24 protein-coding genes and 1 riboswitch are annotated in these 23,769 nt (G+C 36.5%); of the genes, 18 read left to right on the top strand and 6 right to left on the bottom strand.

Annotated features, from left to right (window positions below; translation table 11 throughout):
* Positions 1–10 precede the first annotated feature (10 nt).
* From AC6EJB_RS07205 to AC6EJB_RS07195, 3 genes are read left to right on the top strand one after another with little or no spacing between them, the layout of a single operon-like run.
* Positions 11–1,831 carry a tetratricopeptide repeat protein gene (locus AC6EJB_RS07205; RefSeq protein ID WP_498490657.1) on the top strand — a complete coding sequence of 607 codons (1,821 nt, stop codon included), beginning with the start codon at positions 11–13 and terminating at the stop codon, positions 1,829–1,831.
* 29 nt (positions 1,832–1,860) lie between these two features.
* Entirely contained in the window at positions 1,861–3,021 is a 1,161-nt protein-coding gene (mutT, locus tag AC6EJB_RS07200; RefSeq protein ID WP_498490656.1) for an 8-oxo-dGTP diphosphatase MutT, read from the top strand.
* Positions 3,022–3,072: 51 nt separating this feature from the next.
* Positions 3,073–4,089, top strand: a complete 1,017-nt coding sequence (locus AC6EJB_RS07195; RefSeq protein WP_498490655.1) for a carbohydrate kinase family protein — start codon at positions 3,073–3,075, stop codon at positions 4,087–4,089.
* Here AC6EJB_RS07195 and tsaE read toward each other — a convergent pair.
* The gene (tsaE, locus tag AC6EJB_RS07190; RefSeq protein WP_498490654.1) at positions 4,068–4,556 is read right to left on the bottom strand and encodes a tRNA (adenosine(37)-N6)-threonylcarbamoyltransferase complex ATPase subunit type 1 TsaE; all 489 of its coding nucleotides are present in this window, start codon (positions 4,554–4,556) and stop codon (positions 4,068–4,070) included. The genes AC6EJB_RS07195 and tsaE overlap by 22 nt on opposite strands.
* A 25-nt stretch (positions 4,557–4,581) precedes the next feature.
* On the opposite strand from tsaE, the gene ahcY reads away from it, so the two are divergent.
* Both ahcY and AC6EJB_RS07180 read left to right on the top strand, forming a co-directional pair.
* Positions 4,582–6,015, top strand: coding sequence for an adenosylhomocysteinase (gene ahcY / locus AC6EJB_RS07185; protein ID WP_498490653.1), 1,434 nt, complete (start codon positions 4,582–4,584; stop codon positions 6,013–6,015).
* Between the two features lie 19 nt (positions 6,016–6,034).
* Positions 6,035–6,691: a DedA family protein gene (locus tag AC6EJB_RS07180; protein WP_498490652.1), complete on the top strand. Its 657-nt coding sequence runs from the start codon at positions 6,035–6,037 to the stop codon at positions 6,689–6,691.
* A 10-nt stretch (positions 6,692–6,701) separates the two neighbouring features.
* Here AC6EJB_RS07180 and AC6EJB_RS07175 read toward each other — a convergent pair whose 3' ends face one another.
* Positions 6,702–7,091, bottom strand: coding sequence for a single-stranded DNA-binding protein (locus tag AC6EJB_RS07175; protein WP_498490651.1), 390 nt, complete (start codon positions 7,089–7,091; stop codon positions 6,702–6,704).
* Between the two features lie 85 nt (positions 7,092–7,176).
* On the opposite strand from AC6EJB_RS07175, the gene AC6EJB_RS07170 reads away from it, so the two are divergent.
* From AC6EJB_RS07170 to AC6EJB_RS07145, 6 genes are all read left to right on the top strand, one after another.
* Positions 7,177–8,229 carry a rod shape-determining protein gene (locus AC6EJB_RS07170; protein WP_498490650.1) on the top strand — a complete coding sequence of 351 codons (1,053 nt, stop codon included), beginning with the start codon at positions 7,177–7,179 and terminating at the stop codon, positions 8,227–8,229.
* 3 nt (positions 8,230–8,232) lie between these two features.
* Positions 8,233–8,982, top strand: a complete 750-nt coding sequence (gene mreC / locus AC6EJB_RS07165) for a rod shape-determining protein MreC (RefSeq protein WP_498490649.1) — start codon at positions 8,233–8,235, stop codon at positions 8,980–8,982.
* A complete protein-coding gene (locus AC6EJB_RS07160; RefSeq protein WP_498490648.1) occupies positions 8,975–9,496 on the top strand; it encodes a hypothetical protein in 522 nt (173 codons plus the stop codon). Before mreC ends, AC6EJB_RS07160 begins: the two co-directional genes overlap by 8 nt.
* A 158-nt stretch (positions 9,497–9,654) precedes the next feature.
* Positions 9,655–10,395, top strand: a complete 741-nt coding sequence (gene rpaB / locus AC6EJB_RS07155; protein ID WP_158467370.1) for a response regulator transcription factor RpaB — start codon at positions 9,655–9,657, stop codon at positions 10,393–10,395.
* Positions 10,396–10,465: 70 nt separating this feature from the next.
* The gene (gene lysS, locus AC6EJB_RS07150; RefSeq protein WP_498490647.1) at positions 10,466–11,986 is read left to right on the top strand and encodes a lysine--tRNA ligase; all 1,521 of its coding nucleotides are present in this window, start codon (positions 10,466–10,468) and stop codon (positions 11,984–11,986) included.
* 41 nt (positions 11,987–12,027) lie between these two features.
* Positions 12,028–12,279, top strand: coding sequence for a DUF8660 family protein (locus AC6EJB_RS07145; protein WP_498490646.1), 252 nt, complete (start codon positions 12,028–12,030; stop codon positions 12,277–12,279).
* A gap of 66 nt (positions 12,280–12,345) precedes the next feature.
* On the opposite strand, the gene smpB is transcribed toward AC6EJB_RS07145, so the two are convergent.
* Positions 12,346–12,843, bottom strand: coding sequence for an SsrA-binding protein SmpB (gene smpB / locus AC6EJB_RS07140; protein ID WP_498492983.1), 498 nt, complete (start codon positions 12,841–12,843; stop codon positions 12,346–12,348).
* 47 nt (positions 12,844–12,890) lie between these two features.
* Between smpB and ruvB the strand changes: the two genes are divergently transcribed.
* The 5 genes from ruvB (at position 12,891) to thiC (ending at position 17,766) form a co-directional block, all read left to right on the top strand.
* Complete coding sequence (ruvB, locus tag AC6EJB_RS07135) at positions 12,891–13,961, top strand: Holliday junction branch migration DNA helicase RuvB (RefSeq protein ID WP_498490645.1); 1,071 nt, start codon at positions 12,891–12,893, stop codon at positions 13,959–13,961.
* Positions 13,958–14,746: a tetratricopeptide repeat protein gene (locus AC6EJB_RS07130; RefSeq protein ID WP_498490644.1), complete on the top strand. Its 789-nt coding sequence runs from the start codon at positions 13,958–13,960 to the stop codon at positions 14,744–14,746. The genes ruvB and AC6EJB_RS07130 overlap by 4 nt, the downstream gene beginning before the upstream one ends.
* The gene (locus tag AC6EJB_RS07125; RefSeq protein WP_498490643.1) at positions 14,743–15,927 is read left to right on the top strand and encodes an amidohydrolase; all 1,185 of its coding nucleotides are present in this window, start codon (positions 14,743–14,745) and stop codon (positions 15,925–15,927) included. The genes AC6EJB_RS07130 and AC6EJB_RS07125 overlap by 4 nt, the downstream gene beginning before the upstream one ends.
* A gap of 12 nt (positions 15,928–15,939) precedes the next feature.
* Positions 15,940–16,161 carry a DUF3188 domain-containing protein gene (locus AC6EJB_RS07120; RefSeq protein ID WP_498490642.1) on the top strand — a complete coding sequence of 74 codons (222 nt, stop codon included), beginning with the start codon at positions 15,940–15,942 and terminating at the stop codon, positions 16,159–16,161.
* A gap of 58 nt (positions 16,162–16,219) precedes the next feature.
* A riboswitch (TPP riboswitch) is annotated at positions 16,220–16,322 on the top strand.
* Between the two features lie 43 nt (positions 16,323–16,365).
* The gene (gene thiC, locus AC6EJB_RS07115) at positions 16,366–17,766 is read left to right on the top strand and encodes a phosphomethylpyrimidine synthase ThiC (protein ID WP_498490641.1); all 1,401 of its coding nucleotides are present in this window, start codon (positions 16,366–16,368) and stop codon (positions 17,764–17,766) included.
* Positions 17,767–17,820: 54 nt separating this feature from the next.
* On the opposite strand, the gene tkt is transcribed toward thiC, so the two are convergent.
* The 3 genes from tkt to acpP are packed head-to-tail and all read right to left on the bottom strand — an operon-like array spanning position 17,821 to position 21,387.
* Positions 17,821–19,833: a transketolase gene (gene tkt / locus AC6EJB_RS07110; protein ID WP_498490640.1), complete on the bottom strand. Its 2,013-nt coding sequence runs from the start codon at positions 19,831–19,833 to the stop codon at positions 17,821–17,823.
* A 56-nt stretch (positions 19,834–19,889) separates the two neighbouring features.
* Positions 19,890–21,137 (bottom strand): beta-ketoacyl-ACP synthase II, encoded by a 1,248-nt coding sequence (gene fabF / locus AC6EJB_RS07105; protein WP_498490639.1) that lies wholly within the window; start codon positions 21,135–21,137, stop codon positions 19,890–19,892.
* A gap of 7 nt (positions 21,138–21,144) precedes the next feature.
* Positions 21,145–21,387 carry an acyl carrier protein gene (acpP, locus tag AC6EJB_RS07100; protein ID WP_269609037.1) on the bottom strand — a complete coding sequence of 81 codons (243 nt, stop codon included), beginning with the start codon at positions 21,385–21,387 and terminating at the stop codon, positions 21,145–21,147.
* A 136-nt stretch (positions 21,388–21,523) separates the two neighbouring features.
* Here acpP and psaC point away from each other — a divergent pair, with 136 nt between their 5' ends.
* Both psaC and glmS read left to right on the top strand, forming a co-directional pair.
* Positions 21,524–21,769, top strand: coding sequence for a photosystem I iron-sulfur center protein PsaC (gene psaC / locus AC6EJB_RS07095; protein ID WP_011295528.1), 246 nt, complete (start codon positions 21,524–21,526; stop codon positions 21,767–21,769).
* 67 nt (positions 21,770–21,836) lie between these two features.
* Positions 21,837–23,741, top strand: a complete 1,905-nt coding sequence (glmS, locus tag AC6EJB_RS07090) for a glutamine--fructose-6-phosphate transaminase (isomerizing) (protein WP_498490638.1) — start codon at positions 21,837–21,839, stop codon at positions 23,739–23,741.
* Positions 23,742–23,769: the final 28 nt, after the last annotated feature.

The following is a 23,769-nucleotide window of genomic DNA, read 5'->3' as shown; positions in this document are numbered from 1 at the left end:
TAATAGAAATATGGAAGGTTTGAATAATCAGGGTATAATAAAAAAATCAATTCGGAAGATAACTATATTCCCAGTTCAACTAACATTAGATGAAACCAAATCCAATGTTCTTGATTTAACTGATAGATTTCTGATTTCAAAATCCTTAAGGCTTCATTCCTCTGGAGATATTAAAGAAGCCTTTAAACTCTATAAACTTTTAATTGATCAACGAATCTATCATCCTTTAGTTTTATCCAATTTTGGTGCGATATATCAGCAGCTTGGTCAATTGAAAGAAGCTAAAATTATATATAAAAAATCCATTAATATATTTCCAGATAGTCCATTTGCTTATTCCAATTATGGAATTCTACTTAAAGAGATTGGTAATTTACATGATGCAGAGATTAATCTACGAAAAGCAATAAAGTTAAAACCTGATTTTGCCGAAGCTTACTATAATCTTGGAAACACGCTTAAAGAGAACGGTAATTTAGATGATGCAGAGATTAATCTACGAAAAGCAATAAAGTTAAAACCTGATTTTGCTAAAGCTTACTATAATCTTGGAAATACGCTTAAAGAGAATGGTAAATTATATGATGCAGAGATTAATCAAAGAAAAGCAATTGAAATAAATCCAGATTATATAGAAGCTTATAATAATTTGGGTAATATTTTAAAAGAATTAGGTAAAGTAGATCTAGCCATTATTTATTTTAGAAAAGCAATTGAATTAAAATCAGATTTTGCTGAAGCATATTCAAATCTTGGTTGTGTATTTAAAGACCTAGGCCAGTTAAATGAAGCTGAAAGAAATCTAAAAGTAGCTATTAATATTCAACCTGATTTTGTTCGACCTTATTTTAATATTTCTACTTTAAATATAGTAGGTAATTCTGATTGGCAAAAATATTTATTTTCTAATTATATTATAAAGAATAAATCAACTATGGAAAAAATTGATATTTTTTTTGCTAGAGCAAATGTTCTTCATCTTAATAATAAATTTGAAGAAAGTGCGGAATATTTAGAATTAGCTAATCAAAATAAACTTGCAATCAATCCTTCAAATGCAAATATACTTATTAATAAAACTAATGACTTATTTTCAAAAATAAATTTAGTAAATGACAATATAAAACAAAAAACTGATCTTAACGAAAATATTTTCATAGTAGGTATGCCTAGATGTGGTAGTACTCTTGTAGAATCCATTATCAGTATGAATTCGAACGTAAAAGATTTAGGGGAAACAAATATTTTTGAAGACTCTTTTCTGGAATGGGAAAGTTCTTTGAATGATTCGAGTATTCATGAGAACATAGATCAAATATATCAAAAGAAAATTGACTACAAATTTGGAAAGTCTAAAATTACGACTAATAAACTATTATATAATTATCAATATGTTTCTATTATAGCCAGTCAATTATCGAATTCTAAAATTATTCATTGTTTTAGAGATCCGTTAGATAATATTCTTTCAATTTATAGGACTCATTTTGCTAGAGGAAACGAATATGCATCATCTTTAGTTGATTCTGCAAAAGTTTATTTAGATCACGACAAAATTATGAAGCAATATAAAAAATTATACGGTTCAAAAATTTATAATTTAAATTATGACTTATTAGTTACTAACCCCACATATGAAATTCAGTCTTTAATTTCCTGGCTTCGTTGGGATTGGGATGACTCTTATTTATTACCTCATTTAAATAAACGCTCAGTTTTTACTGCAAGTAATGTTCAAGTTCGGTCTCCAATTAATCCAAAATCCCTAGGAGGATGGAAAAATTATAGGAAGATGCTTTCCCCAGCGATGGAGTTACTTAAAAGTATCTAAACTATTATATTAGAAAAATTGTAAAAAATATGTACTTATTAAATACCAATGATTTTATAGATATTCGAACTAACCTTTTACAATGGTTTTATTCTAATGGTAGAAAGTGGATACCTTGGAAAATAAAACCAGATCAATCTTTGCCCAATTCAGGTGAAAGTTTATCTCCATATGGAATTTGGATAGCTGAAGTTATGCTTCAACAAACTCAATTAAATGTTGTTTTACCTTATTGGAAAAGATGGATGTTATCTTTCCCAGATTTAAGTATTCTTGTTAAGACAGATGAACAAAGTATTCTTCAAATATGGAAAGGCTTAGGCTATTATTCAAGAGCAAGAAGAATTCATGAATCATCGAAAATCTTGATAGATTTGGTAGGAGAAAATAAAGTTTTAGATCCTAAAGCATGGCCAATTGAATTAGAATTATGGATGCAATTACCTGGAATAGGTAGAACTACAGCAGGAAGTATTATTTCTTCAGCTTTCGATTTACCTAGTCCAATTTTAGATGGAAATGTTAAAAGAATTCTTAGTAGATTGTCTGCTAGTAAAATACCAATAAATAAAGATCAAAAAAGATTGTGGATGTTGAGTTCTAAATTAGTGCCCATACATAATTCAAGAAACTTTAATCAAGCTCTAATGGATTTAGGAGCAATGGTTTGTACAGTGAGAAATCCAATTTGTTCTTTATGTCCATTACAAAAATTTTGTATGGCATATATCAAGTACGATCCAATGGATTTCCCAAAAAAAGAAATGAAAAAAATAATTCCGACAGTTGAAATTGGAATTGGGCTCGTATTTAATGATCAAGGAAAATTATTAATAGATCAACGTCTTGATAGTGCATCTAGTATGCCGGGGATGTGGGAGTTTCCAGGAGGAAAAAGAGAAATAAACGAATCTATAGAAAAAACTATAGAAAGAGAAATCAATGAGGAATTGGGAATTGCCGTTGATGTTAGGGAAAAACTTCTATCTTTTAACCATTCATTTAGTCATAAGAAATTACATTTTACAGTACACATATGTAAATGGAAGTCAGGTAAACCTAAGACTTTGGCGAGTAAAAAGTTTCTCTGGGTAAGTGCTGATTCTCTCTCGGAGTATCCATTTCCATCAGCAAATATCAAAATTATTGATGCATTGCATGACTATATTTCAATTCAAAATTCGAAATAGTTAAAAGATTGATATTTTTTAAGGCATGTACTTACAAGTAGTTAATTAAGTATGCATTCCTCAAAAGTTATATCTATTGGTGAGGCACTGATTGACAGACTTGGCTCTCCTGGAGAAAACTCATTTTCAAATGAATTTGTGAAGGATTGCTTTGGAGGTGCGCCTGCGAATGTTGCTTGTGCCTTAAGTCGACTAGGAGTTAATGTTTCTTTTATCGGTTCGCTTGGAAATGATTCTTTCGGAAAAAGATTTCAAAATTTAATGGATCAAAGAGGCATAAATACTCTAGGATTGCAGAGTGATGATTTACGTCCAACAAGGATTGTTCTAGTTAGAAGAGATAATGATGGAGAAAGGTTTTTTGGAGGTTTTCAGGGGGATCGAGGGTATGGCTTCGCGGATCAAGCAATTTTTTCTTCGCAAATCAAGGAAAAGTGGGATCTAATTTCTAAAAATGCTAAGTGGCTAATAGCCGGCTCAATTCCTTTAGCTTCTGAAATTTCTGGAGAGGCTTTGTTGTGGACTTTGGAACGAGCTTTTGACCTAAGAATTCAAATCGCAATGGATTTGAATTGGAGGCCAACTTTTTGGACCAATCAAGTTTCGCAAGATATTACTCCTTCTGCAAAAAACAGAAAAAAAATTAGATCTATTATGAAATATGTTTCGTTATTAAAATTAGCTAAAGAAGAAGCTATTTGGTTTTTTGGTTCGAGTAATCCTCGTGAAATATCATCAATATTTCAACAACAACCCGCTGTGATTGTTACTGATGGTCCAAATCCTATTTCTTGGTATCTAAATAAACATCAGGGAATTACAAAGGCAATTTTACCGACCTCAGTTATCGATACAACTGGAGCTGGGGATGCATTTACAGCAGGGGTGATTTACAAACTTTTATCTTTTAATGTAAATCAAATTAACTTTCAGATGGCTAAAGATATTATTGGATTTGCTACAGCTTGTGGTGCATATGTGTGTCAAGGTGTGGGAGCTATAGACTCTCAACCCTTCAAAGAGGATGTTGAACAATTATTGTCAGCCTACGAAGGTGGTATAAGTTGAAAAATTCTGCCATTTTGAGAGTTATATTTCAATTTACCTATCCATGCCTCTGGTATTGGTAAAGAAAGCCTTTCTGGCCATTCAATGACCATCAAAGCTTGCATGGCTTTGGCTTCTTCTTCTTCTTGAAGAAAAAATTCGTTTGCATCATTTTGTTTATCAATTCGATATAGATCAAGATGTATCAATGGCGGAGATCCTGATGGATAATGTTGTGACAATGGAAAAGTGGGAGAAGTAATCGTTTCTGTAATCCTTAAACTTTTTGCAATTCCTTTAACTAATGTGGTTTTACCTGCTCCAAGAGGACCATTTAATAAGAGAATTCTTAGATTTGGAAATTTTTTTGTTAATGTTGAACCTAATGCGATAGTTGATTCAGTTTCGTTTAGAGTCCAGCAAAAATTATTAGTTTGCTGAGCTAATGAATTAACAACCTCGAATTGTTCTTGAGAATCTTTTTTCACAATCTCCCATACAGAGTTCAAATTTATGTTTGCAGCAACCAAATCAAATCTCAATAATATTGAGAAAAGTACCGATTACATAGTTAACGATATAACTGAAGCAGAATTCGGGCGCAAAGAACTTGCAATAGCTGAAACTGAAATGCCAGGATTAATGGCACTTAGAAAGAAATATCGATCTGAAAAACCTTTAAAAGGAGCCTTTATTGCTGGGAGTCTTCATATGACTATTCAGACAGGGGTTCTCATAGAGACTCTTGTTGAACTTGGTGCAAAAGTTAGATGGGCCTCTTGTAATATTTTCTCTACACAAGATCATGCTGCGGCTGCTATCGCAAAATCAGGTGTTCCTGTATTTGCAAAGAAAGGAGAAACATTAATTGAATACTGGGAATATACTCACAAAATTTTTGAATGGACTGACGGAGAAGCTGCAAATATGATTCTTGACGATGGCGGTGATGCTACAGGATTAATTATTTTAGGGAGCAAAGCGGAAGAGGATATTTCAGTTCTTGATAATCCTTCGAATGAAGAAGAAATTGCTCTATTTGCTTCCATTAAGAAAAAACTTGCGAAAAATCCAAATTTCTATTCAAAAGCTAAAGCAAATATAAAAGGCGTGACTGAGGAAACGACAACGGGCGTAGCACGTCTTTATCAAATGGAAAAAACGGGAGAACTCGTCTTTCCGGCAATAAATGTAAATGATTCTGTTACCAAAAGTAAGTTTGATAATCTTTATGGCTGTCGAGAATCATTGGTTGATGGAATCAAAAGAGCTACAGATGTAATGGTAGCTGGGAAGGTGGCTCTTGTTATGGGTTATGGAGATGTTGGAAAGGGTTCTGCTCAATCTTTGAGGGGGCTAGGTGCCACAGTTATGATTTCCGAGATAGATCCAATATGTGCTCTTCAAGCTGCGATGGAGGGTTTCAGAGTTGTGAGATTGGATGAAGTTGTGGAAAATATAGATATTTTTGTTACTGCAACTGGAAACTTTCAAGTTATTCGTCATGAGCATTTAATTAGAATGAAGAATGAAGCCATAGTTTGTAACATTGGTCATTTTGATAATGAAATAGAGGTGTCGTCTTTAAAGTCATATGATTGGGAAAATATTAAACCTCAAGTTGATCACATTTCTCTTCCCAGTGGGAACAAGATAATTCTTTTAGCTGAGGGAAGACTAGTCAACCTTGGATGTGCTACGGGTCATCCAAGCTTTGTAATGAGTAATTCTTTTACGAATCAAGTTTTAGCCCAAATAGAATTATTCAAATATGGGGTTAAATATTTAAATAAAGTTTATGTCTTGCCAAAACATTTAGATGAAATGGTGGCGATTCTTCATCTTGAAAAGATAGGAGCAAAGTTAACCAAGTTAACTGAAGAACAAGCTGCATATATCAATGTTCCAGTAGAAGGTCCCTATAAGACTGATCAATATCGCTATTAAATTAATTTATTCAAGTTAAATGGAAATAGCAGAATTTATATCTTCATTACCAGTATTCATAGGCAATGCAGTTGATACTAATCAATGGATTGGATACGGGGCAATTTTACTTGCAATGTTTTTGGAAAATCTAATTCCACCAATTCCTTCAGAATTAATAATGCCTCTCGGTGGTTTTTATGTTGCTCAAGGTCAATTAGATTTTTTTCCAGTTGTTTTAGCAGGGCTAATAGGAACGGTAATCGGTGCTTTCCCTTGGTATGGAATAGGTAGATTAGTAAATGAAGAAAAACTTGAGCAATGGCTCGAGAAAAATGGACGTTGGATTGGAATTAATCCCAAGGAACTAGCGAAAAGCCGTAAATGGTTTAATAGGTATGGCGTTTCTTTGGTTTTCTGGGGAAGATTAGTACCTGGAATTAGGACATTGATTTCAGTACCTGCAGGGGTTGAGTTGATGCCAATAACGCCCTTTATTATTTGGACTACTGCAGGAAGTCTTATATGGAACTTATTTTTAACAATTACAGGTTTTTATTTAGGAGATAATTATGGAAATATTGAGAAATGGATTAGTCCTTTTTCAAGCATCCTTAAGTCAATTATTCTTTTAATCTTATCAATGGCATTAATAAATTTAATTTACAAAACAATCCGTAAATTAATTCTCAATTAAAAGTAAATTTTTAAAATGGAATTTCGTCATTACTTGGCTGCTGATTAAACGAATTATTGTTTTGGAAATTATTATTTTCTAAATCTCTTTTGGATCCTAATAATTCAAGACGATCAACTCTGACAACAGGTTTATTTCTGTCCTCACCGGTATTTCGATCTTTCCAACTGTCCAATTTGAAGCTGCCTGTTATACCGATCAAAGACCCTTTTTTTACATAATCAGCTGCAACTTGAGCTTGTTTACCCCAAATTTCTAGATTAAACCAATCTGGTTCATCATCTCGATTCCTTCTGTTTACGGCAAGCGTGAGATTTGCTACCACTGTTCCAGATTCAAAATATCGAACTTCGGGATCTCTTCCTGCTCTCCCTACAAGAGTGACTGAATTTATTCCCATTATTGTCTCCGATGTTTATTGGTTGCTAAATAATGTTTTTATCTTAGTTCAACTATCTATATGATTGCTCAAATGATTGAAATCCGTGTTTTTTAACCGTTTGAAATTTTCCCGAGATATTGGGATTGATTTAGGTACTGCAAATACCTTGATATATGTTTCTGGAAAGGGAATTGTATTGCAAGAACCTTCTGTTGTAGCGATGGATTTAGAGGAGGGAGTGCCTCTCGCTGTGGGCGATGATGCAAAATTAATGTTAGGACGAACACCTGGGAATATTCGAGCTGTTCGCCCATTAAGAGATGGTGTAATAGCTGATTTTGATGCGGCAGAGCAAATGCTTAAGACTTTTATTCAAAAGTGTAATGAGGGTCGTGGAATTATTGCTCCAAGATTAGTCGTTGGTATTCCTAGCGGAGTTACTGGTGTAGAGAGACGAGCAGTTCGCGAAGCAGGCCTTGCAGGAGCTAGAGAGGTACATCTAATTGATGAACCTGTCGCTGCCGCAATCGGAGCCTCTTTGCCAGTTACTGAGCCTATTGGAACAATGATCGTTGATATTGGTGGAGGAACGACTGAAGTAGCCGTTTTAAGTCTTGGCGGAACAGTTTTAAGTGAATCTGTCAGAGTTGCTGGTGATGAGATTAATGAGGCTATCGCTATTTATTTGAAAAAAGTACACAATTTAGTAGTTGGTGAAAGGACAGCTGAAGAGATCAAAATTAAAATTGGATCTGCTTTCCCTTCTGATGAATTTGATATGCAATCAATAGATGTAAGAGGGTTGCATTTACTTTCAGGGTTACCTCGTTCAATAAATTTGAAAGCAGGTGATTTACGTGAAGCCATGTCAGAGCCTTTAAATAAGATTGTTGATGCCGTAAAAAGAACGCTTGAGAGAACTCCACCTGAGCTTGCAGCGGATATTGTTGATAGAGGGATAATGCTTGCAGGAGGAGGAGCCTTAGTTAGAGGAATTAGCGATCTATTAAGTCATGAAACAGGAATTTTTACTCACGTGGCTGAGGATCCATTGTTGTGTGTAGTAAATGGATGTGGATTGGTTTTAGATGATTTTAAATCAATGAGAAGAGTTCTAGATACTCCTGATTTTGCAAGAAATGTCATTAGAGACTGAACAATGATCCAAGCCCGAAGAAAAATTGGGTTGCATTTGCTTTTTAAAAGTAGATTTTGGCTAATTGTTTTGTTTGGGTGTTTATTTTTTCTTACTCGTTGGACAAAAGGAGCAGGTTATTTAGATTTTTATTCCGTTTTAATAAAACCAATACTTCCTGGGACAGCCCAAAAAGAATGGATTCAGCAAGGCGAAAATGTGGAAAAAAATATTCGATTGAAATTACTTGAAGCAGATAATATTCGCTTAAGAAAGGCTCTTTCTTTGCAAGAGTTTAGCAATGATAAAAGAATTTCAGCAGCTGTTATTTCAAGATCTTCAAGTAGTTGGTGGCAGCAACTTGAAATTAATAAGGGGGCAAAAGATGGAGTTTTGAAAGGACAAACTGTCGTTGGACCAGGAGGTTTAATTGGCCTTATAGATAGCATTACTCCACTTACCTCAAGAGTTAGATTATTGACTGATCCTGGCCATCAAATCGGGGCTTGGATTGATCGAACTAAGCGTCATGGGATTTTGACTGGCATGGGTACCAATAGACCAAAATTAATTTTCTTAAATAAAAATAGTTTGGCTAAAATTGGAGATGCAGTAACTACATCTCCAGCAAGTACTTTATTGCCCCCAAATCTAATAATTGGAATTGTTCAGTATGTTGATGAAAAAGCTTTACCTTCTCCATTCGCGATAGTTCAATTAACTGCATCACCAGAGGCAATAGATTGGGTACAGGTTTTGAAAAATAATGATTAGTAAAAATAACAAATTATTATTATTTTTAGTTACGATTTTTTTGCCTTTTTTTATAATATCAACCCCAGAATGGCTGAAAATAAATGGAATTTCTCCATGCTGGCCTATTATTTGGTTATTACCATTTTCACTCGAAAATTCTTCTTGGATAGCTGCTATCGCTGCGATTTCGTTAGGAATCTTTATAGATTCTTTTACGGTTAGTGATTGTTCTTATATTCCCTCTTTTTTATTTTTGTCTTTTGTTTGGAGTCAATATGGATTTCGCAATAAAAAAATCGAATTTTTTTTTAATATTGGTTTGATGTCTATTTTTGGAACGGCGGTTGTTGGGGTTTCTATTTGGGCTCAAAAGATTTTTTTCCATAGCACCCTCAGAAATAATTGGTTTCATTCTTGGTCAATTTTTGTATTGATTTCCGAAGTGATTATTACTGGTTTAGTTGCTCCATTTTTTTCTTCTTGGCTTCTTTTAATTTATAAAAAAACCAATAAAAAAATTTTCAAAGCTTAAAAAATAGAGTAAATACTTATTAATTGCTGGGTAGTTAGTCTTTTAGATTGAGAAAAGGGCTATGTTTACCTAACGTTAAGATGATATCTTCATTTAACAAGAAGCCCTTTTTGACATAAAATTTTGATGGTCCTGTCTCGAAGGCAACAACTAATCTCATGACCTGCATTTTGGTTGTAGATGATGAACCTGCAGTATTAAAAGTCTTGGTAACAAGGCTTAATCTTGCGGGCTATCAAGTTCTATCTGCACAGGACGGTGAGCAAGCGCTTGAAGTGTTTCATAAAGAAGCACCTGACTTAGTTGTCTTGGATGTAATGCTCCCAAAGATGGATGGTTTTGCAGTTTGTCGAAGAATTAGAGCAGAATCTTGTGTACCTATTATATTTTTGACAGCACTTGAGGCCATTTCTGAGAGAGTTGCAGGTTTAGATTTAGGAGCTGATGATTACTTGGCTAAGCCGTTTAGTCCAAAGGAACTAGAGGCGAGAATTGCGACGATTTTAAGAAGAGTTGGACCAGCCCCTACTGTGGATGAGCCCAGAGAGGTCCCATCAGGACAAGGGGTAATGAAACTAGGCGATCTTGTTGTAGATACTAATAGGAGACAAGTCAGTAGGGGAGGAGAAAGGATTGGGCTTACATATACAGAGTTTAGTTTGCTTGAGTTGTTATTTCGAGATCCAGGTCGCGTTGTGCCTCGAGCAGAAATTTTGGAGCAGCTTTGGGGTTATCCTCCAAGAAGAGCTGCGGATTTAAGAGTTGTTGATGTCTATGTGGCTCGTCTTAGGGGGAAGCTTGAGCCAGATCCAAGAAATCCAGAACTAATCTTAACTGTCAGAGGTATTGGTTATGCTTCTCAAAGAATGGGAGAATTTCCTACTGCTATTGCCAGTTAGAGATATATAGCTCAATATTGATAGGTTTTTCATATGAATTTGTTTTTTTTTGCCGTATGTATGAATTGCTTTGTCTGAATTAAGAGATACACGCCTTGAGAAGGCAAGATTATTAAAAAGCATTGGTCAAGATCCATATGCTTTGAATTTCAGGCCCACTAACTCTGCCAAAGCCTTACAAAAACAATATGCAAACTTGCAAAATGGCGAAGAAAATCAAGAAGAAGTATCCATTGCTGGGCGTGTAATTTCCAGACGAGTTATGGGTAAACTTGCTTTTTTTACTCTTTCTGATGAAACAGGCACAATTCAACTGTTTTTGGAAAAGGCGACACTAAATCAAAATGAAAAAAGCAAAACTAACGAGAATAATTTTGAAAATATTACCTCTCTTGTTGATTCAGGTGATTGGATAGGAGTAAGTGGAACTTTGAGGAGAACTGATAGAGGTGAACTTTCAATAAAGGTTTTCGAATGGATAATGTTATCAAAATCTTTACAGCCTTTACCGGATAAATGGCATGGACTTGCTGATGTTGAAAAGCGATATAGACAAAGATATTTGGATTTAATTGTTAATCCTCAGTCAAGAAAAACTTTTCGTACTAGGGCTTTACTTGTTAGTTCAATTCGAAGATGGTTGGATGAAAAAGATTTTCTTGAAATTGAGACTCCAGTTTTACAAGCAGAAGCCGGTGGCGCAGATGCAAGGCCTTTTATTACCCATCACAACACACTTGATTTGCCATTGTATTTGAGAATTGCTACAGAATTGCATTTAAAAAGATTAGTGGTCGGAGGTTTTCAAAGGGTTTATGAACTTGGAAGAATTTTTAGAAATGAGGGAATTAGCACTCGGCATAATCCTGAATTCACGTCTGTGGAAATTTATGAGGCTTTTGCAGACTATTTTGACATGATGGAATTAACAGAAAAATTACTTTCATCTGTTTGTGAAAAGATTTGTGGGTCGACCAAAATCATTTATCAAGACCAAGAAATTAATTTAAAACCTCCATGGAGAAGGGCGACGATGCATCAATTAGTACAGGAATTCACAGGAATTAACTTTGAATTGTTTGGAGATGATTTTGACGCTGCGAAAGCTGCAATGCTTCTAGAAGGGCTTCAAGTGCCAGATAAGGCTAATAGCGTTGGAAGACTTTTAAATGAAGCTTTTGAGCAATCAGTTGAGCCCAAGCTGGTGCAACCTACATTTGTTATGGATTATCCAATTGAGATTTCTCCTTTGGCGAGAAAACATAGGACTAAGAAAGGTTTAGTTGAAAGGTTTGAACTTTTTATTGTTGGACGAGAGACTGCTAATGCTTTTAGCGAATTAATTGATCCTATCGATCAAAAAGAACGTTTACTTTTGCAGCAGGCAAAAAAAGAAGCAGGTGACCTTGAGGCACAAAGCTTAGATGAAGATTTTATTAATGCTCTTGAAGTTGGAATGCCTCCAACAGGAGGCCTTGGAATAGGAATCGATAGGTTTGTGATGCTATTAACTAATAGCCCTTCCATTAGAGATGTGATTGCTTTCCCACTTTTGCGACCCGAATCAAATATGAAACAAACTGGAAAATGACCCATCACAGTGGATAATAGGCGAGTAAGAATTTTGTTCAGATGAGCGGCGAGAGAGTTGGTTTTCGTTTCAAGCACGCAGATGCTGTGGTTAAACGAAATCCCCAGGGGCGTTCAAGACGCGGTTGGGTCATGGAACCTGTTGAACAAACGACAAGCAGGGGTACGAAAATGCCTGCTTACCGAATCAGGTGGAGAGATAGTGAGCGTCCCGAAATTGTTTTGCAACATATGCTCATTGCAGACCCTGACCCTACGCCGCCACCTGAAAATGTGAGTTTGGAAACTAACTGATAACTAATTGTTATCGTATTAATGTTGATGAAAAAATCTAGGGAAAAGTATTAAATAACTTTTCTCTTAAAAACGTTTTAGGGCATGAGCCATATCTCTTTTCGAGTCATTAATTTTCTCTCGATCCCTTTTATCGTGAAGCTTTCTTCCTTTTCCTACTCCGATTTTTAATTTTATCCATGAGCCTTTAAGATAAAGACTTAAAGGTATCAATGCCAATCCTTTCCTTTCTAAATTTATTTTCAATTTTTCGATTTCTTTGCGATGCGCAAGAAGCTTTTTTATTCTTAGCGGGTCATGATTAAAAAATTTACCAGCACGATTATGAGGCGATATATGTACATTATGAAGTTGAATTTGATCTCTTTTAATTAAACAAAATCCATCTTTTAAGTTTACTTTTCCTGCTCTAATTGATTTTACTTCAGTTCCAAGAAGCTCTAATCCAGTTTCAAGTGTTTCTAGAATTTCATATTCATATCTAGCTTGTCGATTCTCAGCTAAACGACGATTTCCATCAACTGCAGAATTTGCTTTGGATTTTTTTTTACCTTTTTTGCTCATTCTTCTATTTACCTCCATTTTTGTTTAGATGCCACTACCCTTCGGTCATGGCAATTGTGTCCTCAATTAATAATCCTTCCCCTTTCCCCAATGATAAAGGAGAGGAAAGATTAGTTGGTTCAAGTCTTTTAAAAGAAGAGATTAAATTATCCAAGCAAGATTCTTTCAGACCCAAATCTTTTAATGAATTTTTAGGTCAATCTGAATTGAAGAAAATTCTTGAAATTTCAGTTAAAGCATCATTAGCAAGAGGAGAAGCACTTGATCATTTAATGCTTTATGGCCCACCTGGACTTGGGAAAACAACCATGGCTCTAATTATTGCAGAGGAATTAGGAGTTAAAGCCAGAGTGACAAGTGCTCCTGCACTTGAACGTCCGCGGGACATTGTTGGATTATTGATCAATATGCATCCACGAGAATTGATTTTTGTTGATGAGATTCACAGACTTAATAGGATATCCCAGGAACTTTTATATCCAGCTATGGAAGATAGACGGTTGGATCTGACTGTAGGTAAAGGTACATCCTCCAGAATGCGATCAATCGAAATACCTCCTTTTACCTTGGTAGGTGCTACTACAAAGCCTGCAGCGTTAAGCTCTCCAATGAGAGATAGATTTGGAATATCTCAGCGACTAGATTTTTATAGTTTTTCGGATCTCGAAAATATAATTAAAAGATCTGCGAATTTGATTAATTTATCAATTACTCAAGAAGCATCTTATCAATTAGCAAGAAGAAGTCGAGGTACACCACGAATTGCCAATAGGTTAATTCGAAGAGTTAGAGATTATGCAGAAGTTCATTCATACTCAAGCATAATTGATGTAGATATTGTTAATGAAGCACTTGATCTTCATCGTGTAGATCAACGAGGGTTAGATGCGACAGATAGAAGTTATCTAGGCTTGTTAGTTAATCAATATAAAGGAGGGCCAGTAGGACTGGAAACTTTGGCAGCTGCTCTTGGAGAAGATTCAACCACTCTTGAAACTGTAGTTGAGCCATATTTAATGCAAATAGGTTTTTTACAAAGAACTGCTAGGGGGAGGGTTGTTACTCCTGCAGCAAAAAAACATTATCTGCTAACTTCAGAAAATAAGATAGATAAATGAATCACACAAGGGTTTTTATAGTTTTAATTTTGTTGTTTAGTATTTTAGTTTTTACACCATTTCCCTCTCAAGCGAAAATGCTTCCTAAAGCTTTATTTGAGAAAGCTCTTCAAGAAAGTAAGGATGGTGATTTCATTCAAGCTGAAAAAGATTGGACTATCTATTTAAATGACAATCCAGATGATGCCGCTGCTCTGAGTAACAGAGGAAATATTCGTTTAGCTCTTGGAGATCCTCAAGGAGCAATAATTGATCAAACTAGAGCGATAGACATTTCCTCTGAAGTTGTAGAGCCTTATTTAAATAGAGGAATTGCTGAAGAATCCTTGAAGCTTTGGGAGGATGCTAGTAAAGATTACAAATACGTTTTAAAGCAGAATCCTCAAGATATTTCAGCTTCGTATAACTTGGGTAATGTTATGGGTTCTATGAATAATTGGGTAGAAGCAAAGTTATTGTTTTCCAAAGCTGCTGCTTCAAATAATGCTAATGCTATGGCTAGTTCTAGTGAAGCATTGGCTATTTATCAATTAGGTGATCTTGAACTTGCAGAAAAGAAAATTAGAATATTAATCCGTAAATATCCTTTATTCGCAGATGCTAGAGCAGCATTAAGTGCGCTTTTGTGGCGAAAAGGTTTTGAGGGTGAAGCAGAGAGTAATTGGGCTGCAGCTGCTGGATTAGATATTAGATATCGTGAAAAAAACTGGTTGTTGAATATTCGTCGTTGGCCTCCAAAACCAACAAATGATTTGATTGCATTTCTTTCTTTGGAGGGTAGATGAAAGATTTAGGAAAAAAAATTGATGTTTTATTAAAGGATATATTGCCTGATTTGATTCAATTAAGGCGTCATCTTCATGCTCACCCAGAGCTTAGTGGTCAGGAATATCAGACTGCTGCTCTGGTAGCCGGTGAGCTTAGAAAATCAGGTTGGGATGTTAAAGAGGCAGTTGGAAGAACTGGATTAGTTGCTGAAATGGGTCATAACACTGGACCTGTTATCGGCTTAAGGGTTGATATGGATGGATTGCCAATCGAGGAGAGAACTGGTTTAGATTACTCTTCCTCAATCCAAGGTTTAATGCATGCATGTGGCCATGATCTTCATACTTGCATTGGTTTAGGAGTAGCAAAAGTTTTATCAAAAAATAAATTTACAACTTCAAGAATTCGGATTATTTTTCAACCTGCCGAAGAGATTGCTCAAGGCGCAAATTGGATGCGAGATGAAAATGTTTTGGATGGAGTACAAGCTCTCTTTGGAGTTCATGTCTATCCAGATTTGTCAGTCGGAAAAATTGGAATAAAAAGTGGTACTTTTACTGCCGCAGCTGCTGAATTGGAAATAGATATTATTGGTAATGGTGGGCATGGGGCTAGGCCACATGAAGGCGTTGATTCTATTTGGATTGCTGCAAAAGTTATCAGTGGACTTCAAGAAGCTATTAGCAGACGTCTCGATGCGCTTAAGCCAGTAGTTATTAGTTTTGGAAAAATTTCAGGAGGAAATGCTTTTAATGTAATAGCTGAGAGGGTTAAGCTTTTAGGAACTGTAAGGTGTCTAGATAGTGACCTTTATGAAAAACTACCTCATTGGATTGAGAAAATAGTAAAAAATATAGCCTCTAATTATGGAGCTAAAGCTTGTATTAAGTTTAAGTCAATCGCACCTCCAGTTTATAACGATCCAGAGTTGACTAACTTGTTATCGGATTGTGCGAAGAATTTTATTGATGAAAAAAATATTATTTATTTGGAAAACCCGTCACTAGGTGCAGAAGATTTTGCTTTCTTTTTGCAAGATGTTCCAGGAACAATGTTTCGTTTGGGAGTTTCTGGAGAAAACGGTTGTGCTCCCTTGCACAGTGGGAAATTTTCTTTGGATGAAAAAAGCCTTGAATTAGGAATAAAAATTTTGTCCCAAACAATAATTATGTCTTCTGAGGGGCTTCAAAAAAATTAGTTGCTTTATTTTATGAAACGATTAGGTAACCCAGTAATTTCAATTTCAGCACCTTTACTAATTTTTTTAGCAATAACAGGCTTGATGCATAGAGAGGGCAAAGATAAAATCCAAGCAATACCAGCAGTTGTAGTTGGAAGTGGATTGATTTTGACTGGAACGGTGAGAAGATTTAGAAGACGAAGAATGTTGCTTTTAGAGATTAAAAAAGATATGAATGATCAAAATTTTTGATAACAAATTTTATCTAGAAAAACTTTAGGGTTAAGTTCGGTATTTCGAGCTAATTTGTATTTATCACTAGGGGTGCCATATTGCATCGCGATATGGCTGAGATCACACCCTCTGAACTTGACTGGTATCAACCAGTGTAAGGAAAGTGAATTCTTGTGATCTTTGTATATTGCCCCTTTTGTATATTCAATAGCTTTTTAGTTCATGCGGAATTCATGGGTGTCTTCCAGAAAGGGTAAAACTAATGTTTCTCAGATGCATTTTGCTCGTAAAGGCGAAATCACTGAGGAAATGATCTATGTGGCAAAGCGTGAAAATCTTCCTGAGTCTCTCGTTATGGAAGAGGTTGCACGAGGTCGGATGATTATACCCGCAAATATTAACCATACAAACCTAGAGCCTATGGCGATTGGCATTGCTTCTAAATGCAAAGTTAATGCAAATATCGGCGCTTCTCCTAATGCTAGTGATGTTAAAGAAGAATTAAAGAAGCTTGATTTGGCAGTCAAATATGGAGCGGATACCCTTATGGACCTTTCTACTGGAGGAGTGAATTTAGATGAGGTAAGGACTGCAATAATAAATGCATCCCCTATTCCTATAGGGACCGTTCCGGTTTATCAAGCACTAGAAAGTGTTCACGGTTCTATTTCAAGATTAACTGAGGATGACTTTTTGCACATAATTGAAAAGCATTGTCAGCAGGGAGTGGATTATCAAACTATTCATGCTGGTTTATTGATTGAACATTTACCCAAGGTTAAAGGTCGAATCACTGGAATAGTTAGTCGAGGCGGAGGAATACTTGCCCAGTGGATGCTTTATCATTACAAGCAAAATCCTTTGTTTACTCGTTTTGATGATATTTGTGAAATATTCAAACGCTATGATTGTACTTTTTCTTTAGGTGATTCATTAAGACCTGGATGTTTGCATGATGCATCAGATGAAGCTCAACTGGCTGAGTTGAAGACTTTGGGTGAATTAACTAGACGTGCTTGGAAGCATGATGTTCAAGTCATGGTAGAAGGACCAGGCCATGTACCCATGGATCAAATTGAATTTAATGTTAGGAAGCAAATGGAAGAGTGTTCTGAAGCTCCTTTTTATGTTTTAGGTCCCTTGGTAACAGATATATCCCCAGGTTATGACCATATTTCTAGTGCGATTGGTGCTGCTATGGCAGGTTGGTATGGAACCGCGATGCTTTGCTATGTAACACCTAAGGAACACCTAGGGTTGCCAAATCCTGAGGATGTGAGAGAAGGGTTGATTGCCTATAAAATCGCTGCTCATGCTGCAGATGTCGCAAGGCATAGATCAGGCGCTCGTGATCGTGATGATGAATTGAGTAAAGCTAGAAAAGAATTTGATTGGAACAAACAGTTTGCACTTTCTTTGGATCCGGAAAGAGCAAAGCAATATCATGATGAAACATTACCTGAAGAAATTTTCAAAAAAGCAGAGTTTTGTTCAATGTGTGGTCCAAACCATTGTCCAATGAATACAAAAATTACAGATGAAGATCTGGAAAAATTAGATGATCAAATAAAATTAAAAGGTGCAGCAGAATTAACTCCCCTTAAGTTAAATAAAGAGAAATAACTCTTTGTTTAACTTCAGGGTGAGTTTCGATTTTTAATTCAATTCAATTCAATTTTATTTGTTTAGAAGATTTCTAGATTTCTCAAGTACGTTTTCAACTGTAAAGCCAAATTTTTCCATACATAATCCACCTGGAGCGGAAGCTCCGAAAGTATTCATTGTAACGCTGTCACCATCAAGACCGATATATTTGTGCCATCCAAAGCTTTCTGCAGCTTCTACAACTAAACGTTTTCTTATTGCTGAAGGTAAGATTTCTTCTTTGTATCTTGGGCTTTGTTCTTCGAATAGTTCTACGCAGGGCATAGAAACCACGCGTACTTTTTTACCCTCGGAAGTTAGCTTTTTGGCTGCTTGTACACACAAATCAAGTTCAGTCCCAGTTCCAATGAGAATTAGTTCAGGGGTGCCATCGCAATCTTCAAGGATGTATCCACCCAAAGCAACTTTTTCGATTGAGGAATTTTGTTGGTTGGGCATACCTTGTCTACTTAAGCATAAAGAACTTGGTCTCTTGCGGTTTTTAATTGCGATTTTATAAGCACCACTGGTTTCATTACCGTCGCCTGGTCGGAAAACCATCATGTTTGGCATTGCTCTCAATGATGGAATGGTTTCTATTGGTTGATGTGTGGGCCCATCTTCACCAACACCAATGGAATCATGAGTTAGAACATAAATTACGCCAAGTTCACTCAGTGCGGATAAACGCATAGAACCTCGCATATAGTCTGCGAAAACCAAGAAGGTTCCACCGTATGGAATTAGACCACTATCGTGGTAAGCAATACCATTCAATATCGCTGCCATAGCGTGCTCTCTTACTCCAAAATGCAAATAACGCTTTTCGGGACTGTCATGTTGAAAAGAACCAGACTCCCCTTTTATATCTGTATAATTTGAATGGGTTAAATCTGCAGAACCTCCTATCAATTCGGGTATTTTGGGGCCAAGCGCACCTAAACATATTTGTGAGTGTTTTCTAGTAGCGACACCTTTATCATCGGCTGAATAAGTAGGCAAATCTTTATCCCATTCTTGAGGTAGCTCCCCTCTGAGCATGCGCTCAAATTCTGATGCATCATTGGGATATTTTGCTTTATAGGTTGCTAGTGTTTGATTCCATTCCTCTTCAAGTTGCGCACCTTTTTGAATAGCCTGTCGATATTGATCGTAAGCATCTTGAGGGATCTCGAAAGGTTTGTATGACCAACCTAATTCTTTTCTCGTGAGTTCAGCTTCTTCTTCACCTAGAGGCGCACCATGAATTCCAGCTGTATCACTCTTATTTGGTGAACCATATCCAATGGTTGTAGTTACTTTTATGATTGATGGCTTGTCTGTTATTGCTTTGGCATTTGCAATGGCTTTAGATATCCCTTCTATATCAGTATTGCCATTTGGAATTTCTTGAACATGCCATCCATAAGCCTCATATCTTTTTAAAACATCTTCAGTGAAGGAGACATCAGTTCTTCCATCAATAGTGATGTGATTGTCGTCATAGAGAGCTATTAATTTGCCAAGTTTTAAATGCCCTGCAAGAGAACAGGCTTCTGAGGAAATACCTTCTTGATTACATCCATCTCCCATGATCACATAGGTGAAATGGTCTACAACTGTTGAGTCGGGCTTGTTGAATTTTGCAGATAAATGAGCTTCCGCGATGGCTAATCCAACTGCATTTGAAATTCCTGCTCCAAGAGGTCCTGCAGTTACTTCAACTCCTGGAGTTTCGAAGGTCTCTGGATGTCCTGGAGTTTTAGCTCCCCACTGTCTAAATTCTTTTATATCTTCGATGGTTACGGAGTCATAGCCAGTCAAATGCAAAAGAGCATATAAAAGCATGCATCCATGTCCTGCTGAAAGAACAAATCTGTCTCGATTAAACCATTTTGGGTTTTTTGGATTATGTCTTAAGTGTTTATCCCACAATGCGTAACCCATGGGTGCGCAACCCATAGGGAGGCCTGGATGACCACTTTTGGATTTATTAATTGCATCAACGGCGAGCATCCTGATGCTGTTGATGCAAAGCGTGTCAAGGGAAGTAGTCAAGGCAACCATTGTGAATTAGTGAGTGGGTAAAAAGAAATTTAAGTGGAAAGTGAAAATGAAATTGATTAGATCATTTGTCGAAAAGCTAGACATACATTGTGACCGCCAAACCCGAATGAGTTAGATAGTACGACGCCTAATTTCTTTTCTCTTGCTTTGTTGGGCACATAATCAAGATCACAATTTGGGTCTGGATTGAAATAATTTATTGTTGGCGGAATTATTTCATGTTTTATTGCCAGAGCACAAGCAACAGCTTCGATTCCACCAGAACCTCCTAATAGATGCCCTGTCATTGATTTGGTTGAGCTTGTAGGCACTTGGTACGCATGATTTCCTAGAGCAGTTTTTATTGCAGATGTTTCATTACTGTCATTAGCTGGAGTGCTAGTTCCATGAGCATTAATGTAATCGACTTCTTCTGGATTAATTTTTCCATCACTTAATGCAAGTTTAATGGCTTCTGCACCTCCCACTCCTCCAGGAGTAGGAGAGGTAATGTGATGGGCATCACATGTAGTTCCATAACCAATAATTTCTGCGTGAATTGTCGCGTCTCTTTTTAGTGCATGATCAAGAGTTTCTAAAATTAATACCCCTGCCCCTTCTCCAATTACGAACCCATCTCGTTGAGAATCAAATGGTCTACTTGCAGTCGAAGGATCATCATTCCTGAAGGATAGGGCCTTGGCACTTGCAAAACCTGCTACTCCTAAAGGAGTAATACTTGCTTCTGCCCCTCCGCAAACCATTGCATCTGCTTTTCCTAACTGCAGCAGTCTGAATGCATCACCAATGGCATTTGATCCCGCGGCACAAGCAGTTGAAACTGCTGAACTTGGACCTTTTGCGCCAAGTGCAATTGCAGTTAACCCACTAGCCATGTTTGGAATCATCATGGGAACAGTAAAAGGACTAACTCGACTAGCTCCTTTGTTATTTAAAACTTGAGCCTGGGTTTCCATGGTCAGTAATCCGCCCACTCCAGAACCAATAATTACACCAATTCTTCCAGAATTTGAATCGTCAATTATTAGACCTGAATGATTCAGGGCCTCTTTTGCAGCAATAACTCCAAATTTTGAGAAACGATCCCATCTTTTGGATTCTTTTGGCTCTAATTTTCCAGTAGGGTCAAAATTTTTCACCTCTGCAGCAAATCTGCATGCATGGGATGATGCATCAAAGAGTGTTATTTGATCTACTCCATTTCGTCCAGATTGAAGCCCTTGGAGGTAACTTTCGAGGTCTTTGCCAATTGGAGTAATGGCTCCAAGACCTGTAATAACAACTCGATGGAGTTTCTCCATCATTTGGACCTCAGGACTGTTTGTCTTCGATGTATTTGACTGCATCCCCGACTGTGGCAATGCCCTCTGCAGCCTCGTCAGGGATCTCTATGTCAAATGCTTCTTCGAGAGCCATAACTAATTCGACAGTGTCGAGAGAGTCAGCACCGAGATCGTTTTGGAAATTTGAATCCGGTTTTACTTCACCGGCTTCAACGCTAAGTTGTTCTGCGACGATAGAACGAACTTTTTCAAGGATTGCTTCCTGGGACATAACCTTCTTAGACCTGACTTCCAATCCTACGGGTTAGAGTGTCGAGTTAACAAAAGTGACGGCATTGCAACTATTTTTTTTTATGTAGCGAAACGTAGGTATAGTTTTATACATTAAGGATATATGGGTTGGTAATTTGTCACACGCCGTCAAAATCTATGACACCTGTATTGGCTGCACCCAATGCGTAAGGGCTTGTCCACTGGATGTTCTTGAGATGGTCCCTTGGGACGGCTGTAAAGCTTCACAGATAGCTTCATCTCCAAGAACTGAAGATTGTGTTGGATGTAAGCGGTGTGAAACTGCTTGTCCTACTGATTTCCTTAGTATCCGGGTCTATTTAGGTGATGAAACAACTAGAAGTATGGGTTTGGCTTACTAAAAATTAGTATTTTTCTTAATCCAGGTTTATTTTATATATAAATAATTTGTGATATTAGTTCATCTGCATGTGTGGAATATTCGCTGTTATTGGATCAAGGGAAGTTTCTTCTTTACTGGTTGATGGATTAAGAAAACTTGAATACCGTGGTTATGATTCAGCAGGGATAGCAACAATTGGTGAGTCAAATATTGATCAATTTGGACAATTAAATATTACAAAGTCAAAAGGAAAGCTGATTAATCTTTCAAATTTAATAAAAAAAACGCCTCCAAAAGGTCATGTAGGTATTGGTCATACCAGATGGGCAACTCATGGTAAACCTAACGAGACAAATGCTCATCCTCACATTGATTCCTCAGGACAAATTGCAGTCGTACAAAACGGTATTATCGAAAATTACAGAGATTTATCTAAAAGCCTGAAACAAAAAGGAATTAAATTTATCTCCGAAACTGATACTGAAATAATTCCACATTTAATTGGCCTTGAAATAGAAAAGTCTTTGGCTAATGGATTGTCCCCTAATGGTCAAACATTATTAATAGCGGTTCAAAAGGTTTTGACTGTTTTAGAAGGGACTTATGCCATAGCAGTGATTTGGTCTAAGGCACCTAATGCTTTAGTAGTAGCCAGCGGACAAGCGCCATTAGTTCTTGGTTTTGGTGAAGGTGAGTTCTTTTGTGCAAGTGATACTCCAGCATTAGTGGGATTTACGCGTACATTTTTACCTTTAAAGGATAATGAAATTGCCCTTTTAACACCATTGGGAATTGAACTTTACGATGATGATGGAAATAGGCAGCACAGAGCACCATCACTTTTAAAGGGTACTGAACTTTTTGCGGATAAAAGAAATTTCCGTCATTTCATGCTTAAAGAAATTTACGAGCAGCCAGAGACGGCACAACTATGGATAGATAGGTTTTTGCCAATGGACTTACCTTCGGAGAGCTCAGTAGCTTTGCCGATCTCGAAATCTATCCTTGAGAAGATAGAACAGATACAAATACTTGCCTGTGGTACTAGTAGACATGCAGGTATGGTTGGTGCTTATTTATTGGAACAGTTTGCCGGTATTCCAACAAAGGTATATTTCGCAAGTGAATTTCGATATGCTCCCCCTCCTCTTTCTCCTAATACTTTGACAATAGCAGTAAGTCAATCGGGCGAAACCGCAGACACTTTAGCTGCCTTAAGAATGGAAAAGGAGAGACGAGATTCGACTAACGATATTACTTATTCTTTTCATCAATTAGGAATTACTAATAGAATTGATAGCTCATTAGGACGCGAACTCGATAATATTATAGATATTGGATCAGGTATTGAAATAGGTGTTGCAGCAACTAAAACATTTCTTGGTCAAATGTTATCGTTTTATGGTTTGACACTTTTATTTGCTGCTCATAAAGCAAAAAGAACCACTGAAGAAATTTTAGATCTCTCCAATGAGTTGAGATTAATTCCTAATCAATTAACTGATATTATAAAAAAACATGACTCCCTCTCTAAGGAAATTGCACATTTGTTTGTTGAAACAAAGGATGTAATTTTCTTAGGTAGGGGAATAAATTATCCAATTGCACTTGAAGGTGCTCTAAAGCTCAAAGAAATAAGTTATATCCACGCACAAGGTTATCCAGCTGGAGAACTAAAACATGGACCAATAGCACTATTAGATCAACATGTTCCAGTGGTATCGATAGCTGCCCCTGGAGTTGTGTATGAAAAAGTTCTTAGTAACTCGCAAGAGGCTAAAGCTAGAGATGCAAGTTTAATTGGGGTATCTGTATGTGGACCTGAAGCAGAAATGTTTGATGAATTATTTATTATTCCAAAAGTTAGTGAATGGGTTAGTCCTCTTTTAACGGTTGTACCCTTACAACTATTTAGTTATCACATAGCTGCACATAAAGGTTTAGATGTTGATCAGCCTAGGAATTTAGCAAAAAGTGTAACTGTTGAATAAAAAGTTTTTATTAATAATTTATCTAAAT

It is taken from the genome of Prochlorococcus sp. G4PB17 (assembly GCF_059772445.1).
This window is presented reverse-complemented; position numbering and strand designations above follow the sequence as displayed.

What these genes read in the sequence shown, in the direction of transcription:
- AC6EJB_RS07205 (WP_498490657.1), top strand. Translation starts at nt 11, where the DNA reads ATGGAAGGTTTGAATAATCAGGGTATAATAAAAAAATCAATTCGGAAG.
- mutT (WP_498490656.1), top strand. Translation starts at nt 1,861, where the DNA reads ATGTACTTATTAAATACCAATGATTTTATAGATATTCGAACTAACCTT.
- AC6EJB_RS07195 (WP_498490655.1), top strand. Translation starts at nt 3,073, where the DNA reads ATGCATTCCTCAAAAGTTATATCTATTGGTGAGGCACTGATTGACAGA.
- ahcY (WP_498490653.1), top strand. Translation starts at nt 4,582, where the DNA reads ATGTTTGCAGCAACCAAATCAAATCTCAATAATATTGAGAAAAGTACC.
- AC6EJB_RS07180 (WP_498490652.1), top strand. Translation starts at nt 6,035, where the DNA reads ATGGAAATAGCAGAATTTATATCTTCATTACCAGTATTCATAGGCAAT.
- AC6EJB_RS07175 (WP_498490651.1), bottom strand. Translation starts at nt 7,091, where the DNA reads ATGGGAATAAATTCAGTCACTCTTGTAGGGAGAGCAGGAAGAGATCCC.
- mreC (WP_498490649.1), top strand. Translation starts at nt 8,233, where the DNA reads ATGATCCAAGCCCGAAGAAAAATTGGGTTGCATTTGCTTTTTAAAAGT.
- AC6EJB_RS07160 (WP_498490648.1), top strand. Translation starts at nt 8,975, where the DNA reads ATGATTAGTAAAAATAACAAATTATTATTATTTTTAGTTACGATTTTT.
- rpaB (WP_158467370.1), top strand. Translation starts at nt 9,655, where the DNA reads ATGACCTGCATTTTGGTTGTAGATGATGAACCTGCAGTATTAAAAGTC.
- AC6EJB_RS07145 (WP_498490646.1), top strand. Translation starts at nt 12,028, where the DNA reads ATGAGCGGCGAGAGAGTTGGTTTTCGTTTCAAGCACGCAGATGCTGTG.
- smpB (WP_498492983.1), bottom strand. Translation starts at nt 12,843, where the DNA reads ATGAGCAAAAAAGGTAAAAAAAAATCCAAAGCAAATTCTGCAGTTGAT.
- ruvB (WP_498490645.1), top strand. Translation starts at nt 12,891, where the DNA reads ATGGCAATTGTGTCCTCAATTAATAATCCTTCCCCTTTCCCCAATGAT.
- AC6EJB_RS07130 (WP_498490644.1), top strand. Translation starts at nt 13,958, where the DNA reads ATGAATCACACAAGGGTTTTTATAGTTTTAATTTTGTTGTTTAGTATT.
- AC6EJB_RS07125 (WP_498490643.1), top strand. Translation starts at nt 14,743, where the DNA reads ATGAAAGATTTAGGAAAAAAAATTGATGTTTTATTAAAGGATATATTG.
- AC6EJB_RS07120 (WP_498490642.1), top strand. Translation starts at nt 15,940, where the DNA reads ATGAAACGATTAGGTAACCCAGTAATTTCAATTTCAGCACCTTTACTA.
- thiC (WP_498490641.1), top strand. Translation starts at nt 16,366, where the DNA reads ATGCGGAATTCATGGGTGTCTTCCAGAAAGGGTAAAACTAATGTTTCT.
- tkt (WP_498490640.1), bottom strand. Translation starts at nt 19,833, where the DNA reads ATGGTTGCCTTGACTACTTCCCTTGACACGCTTTGCATCAACAGCATC.
- fabF (WP_498490639.1), bottom strand. Translation starts at nt 21,137, where the DNA reads ATGATGGAGAAACTCCATCGAGTTGTTATTACAGGTCTTGGAGCCATT.
- acpP (WP_269609037.1), bottom strand. Translation starts at nt 21,387, where the DNA reads ATGTCCCAGGAAGCAATCCTTGAAAAAGTTCGTTCTATCGTCGCAGAA.
- glmS (WP_498490638.1), top strand. Translation starts at nt 21,837, where the DNA reads ATGTGTGGAATATTCGCTGTTATTGGATCAAGGGAAGTTTCTTCTTTA.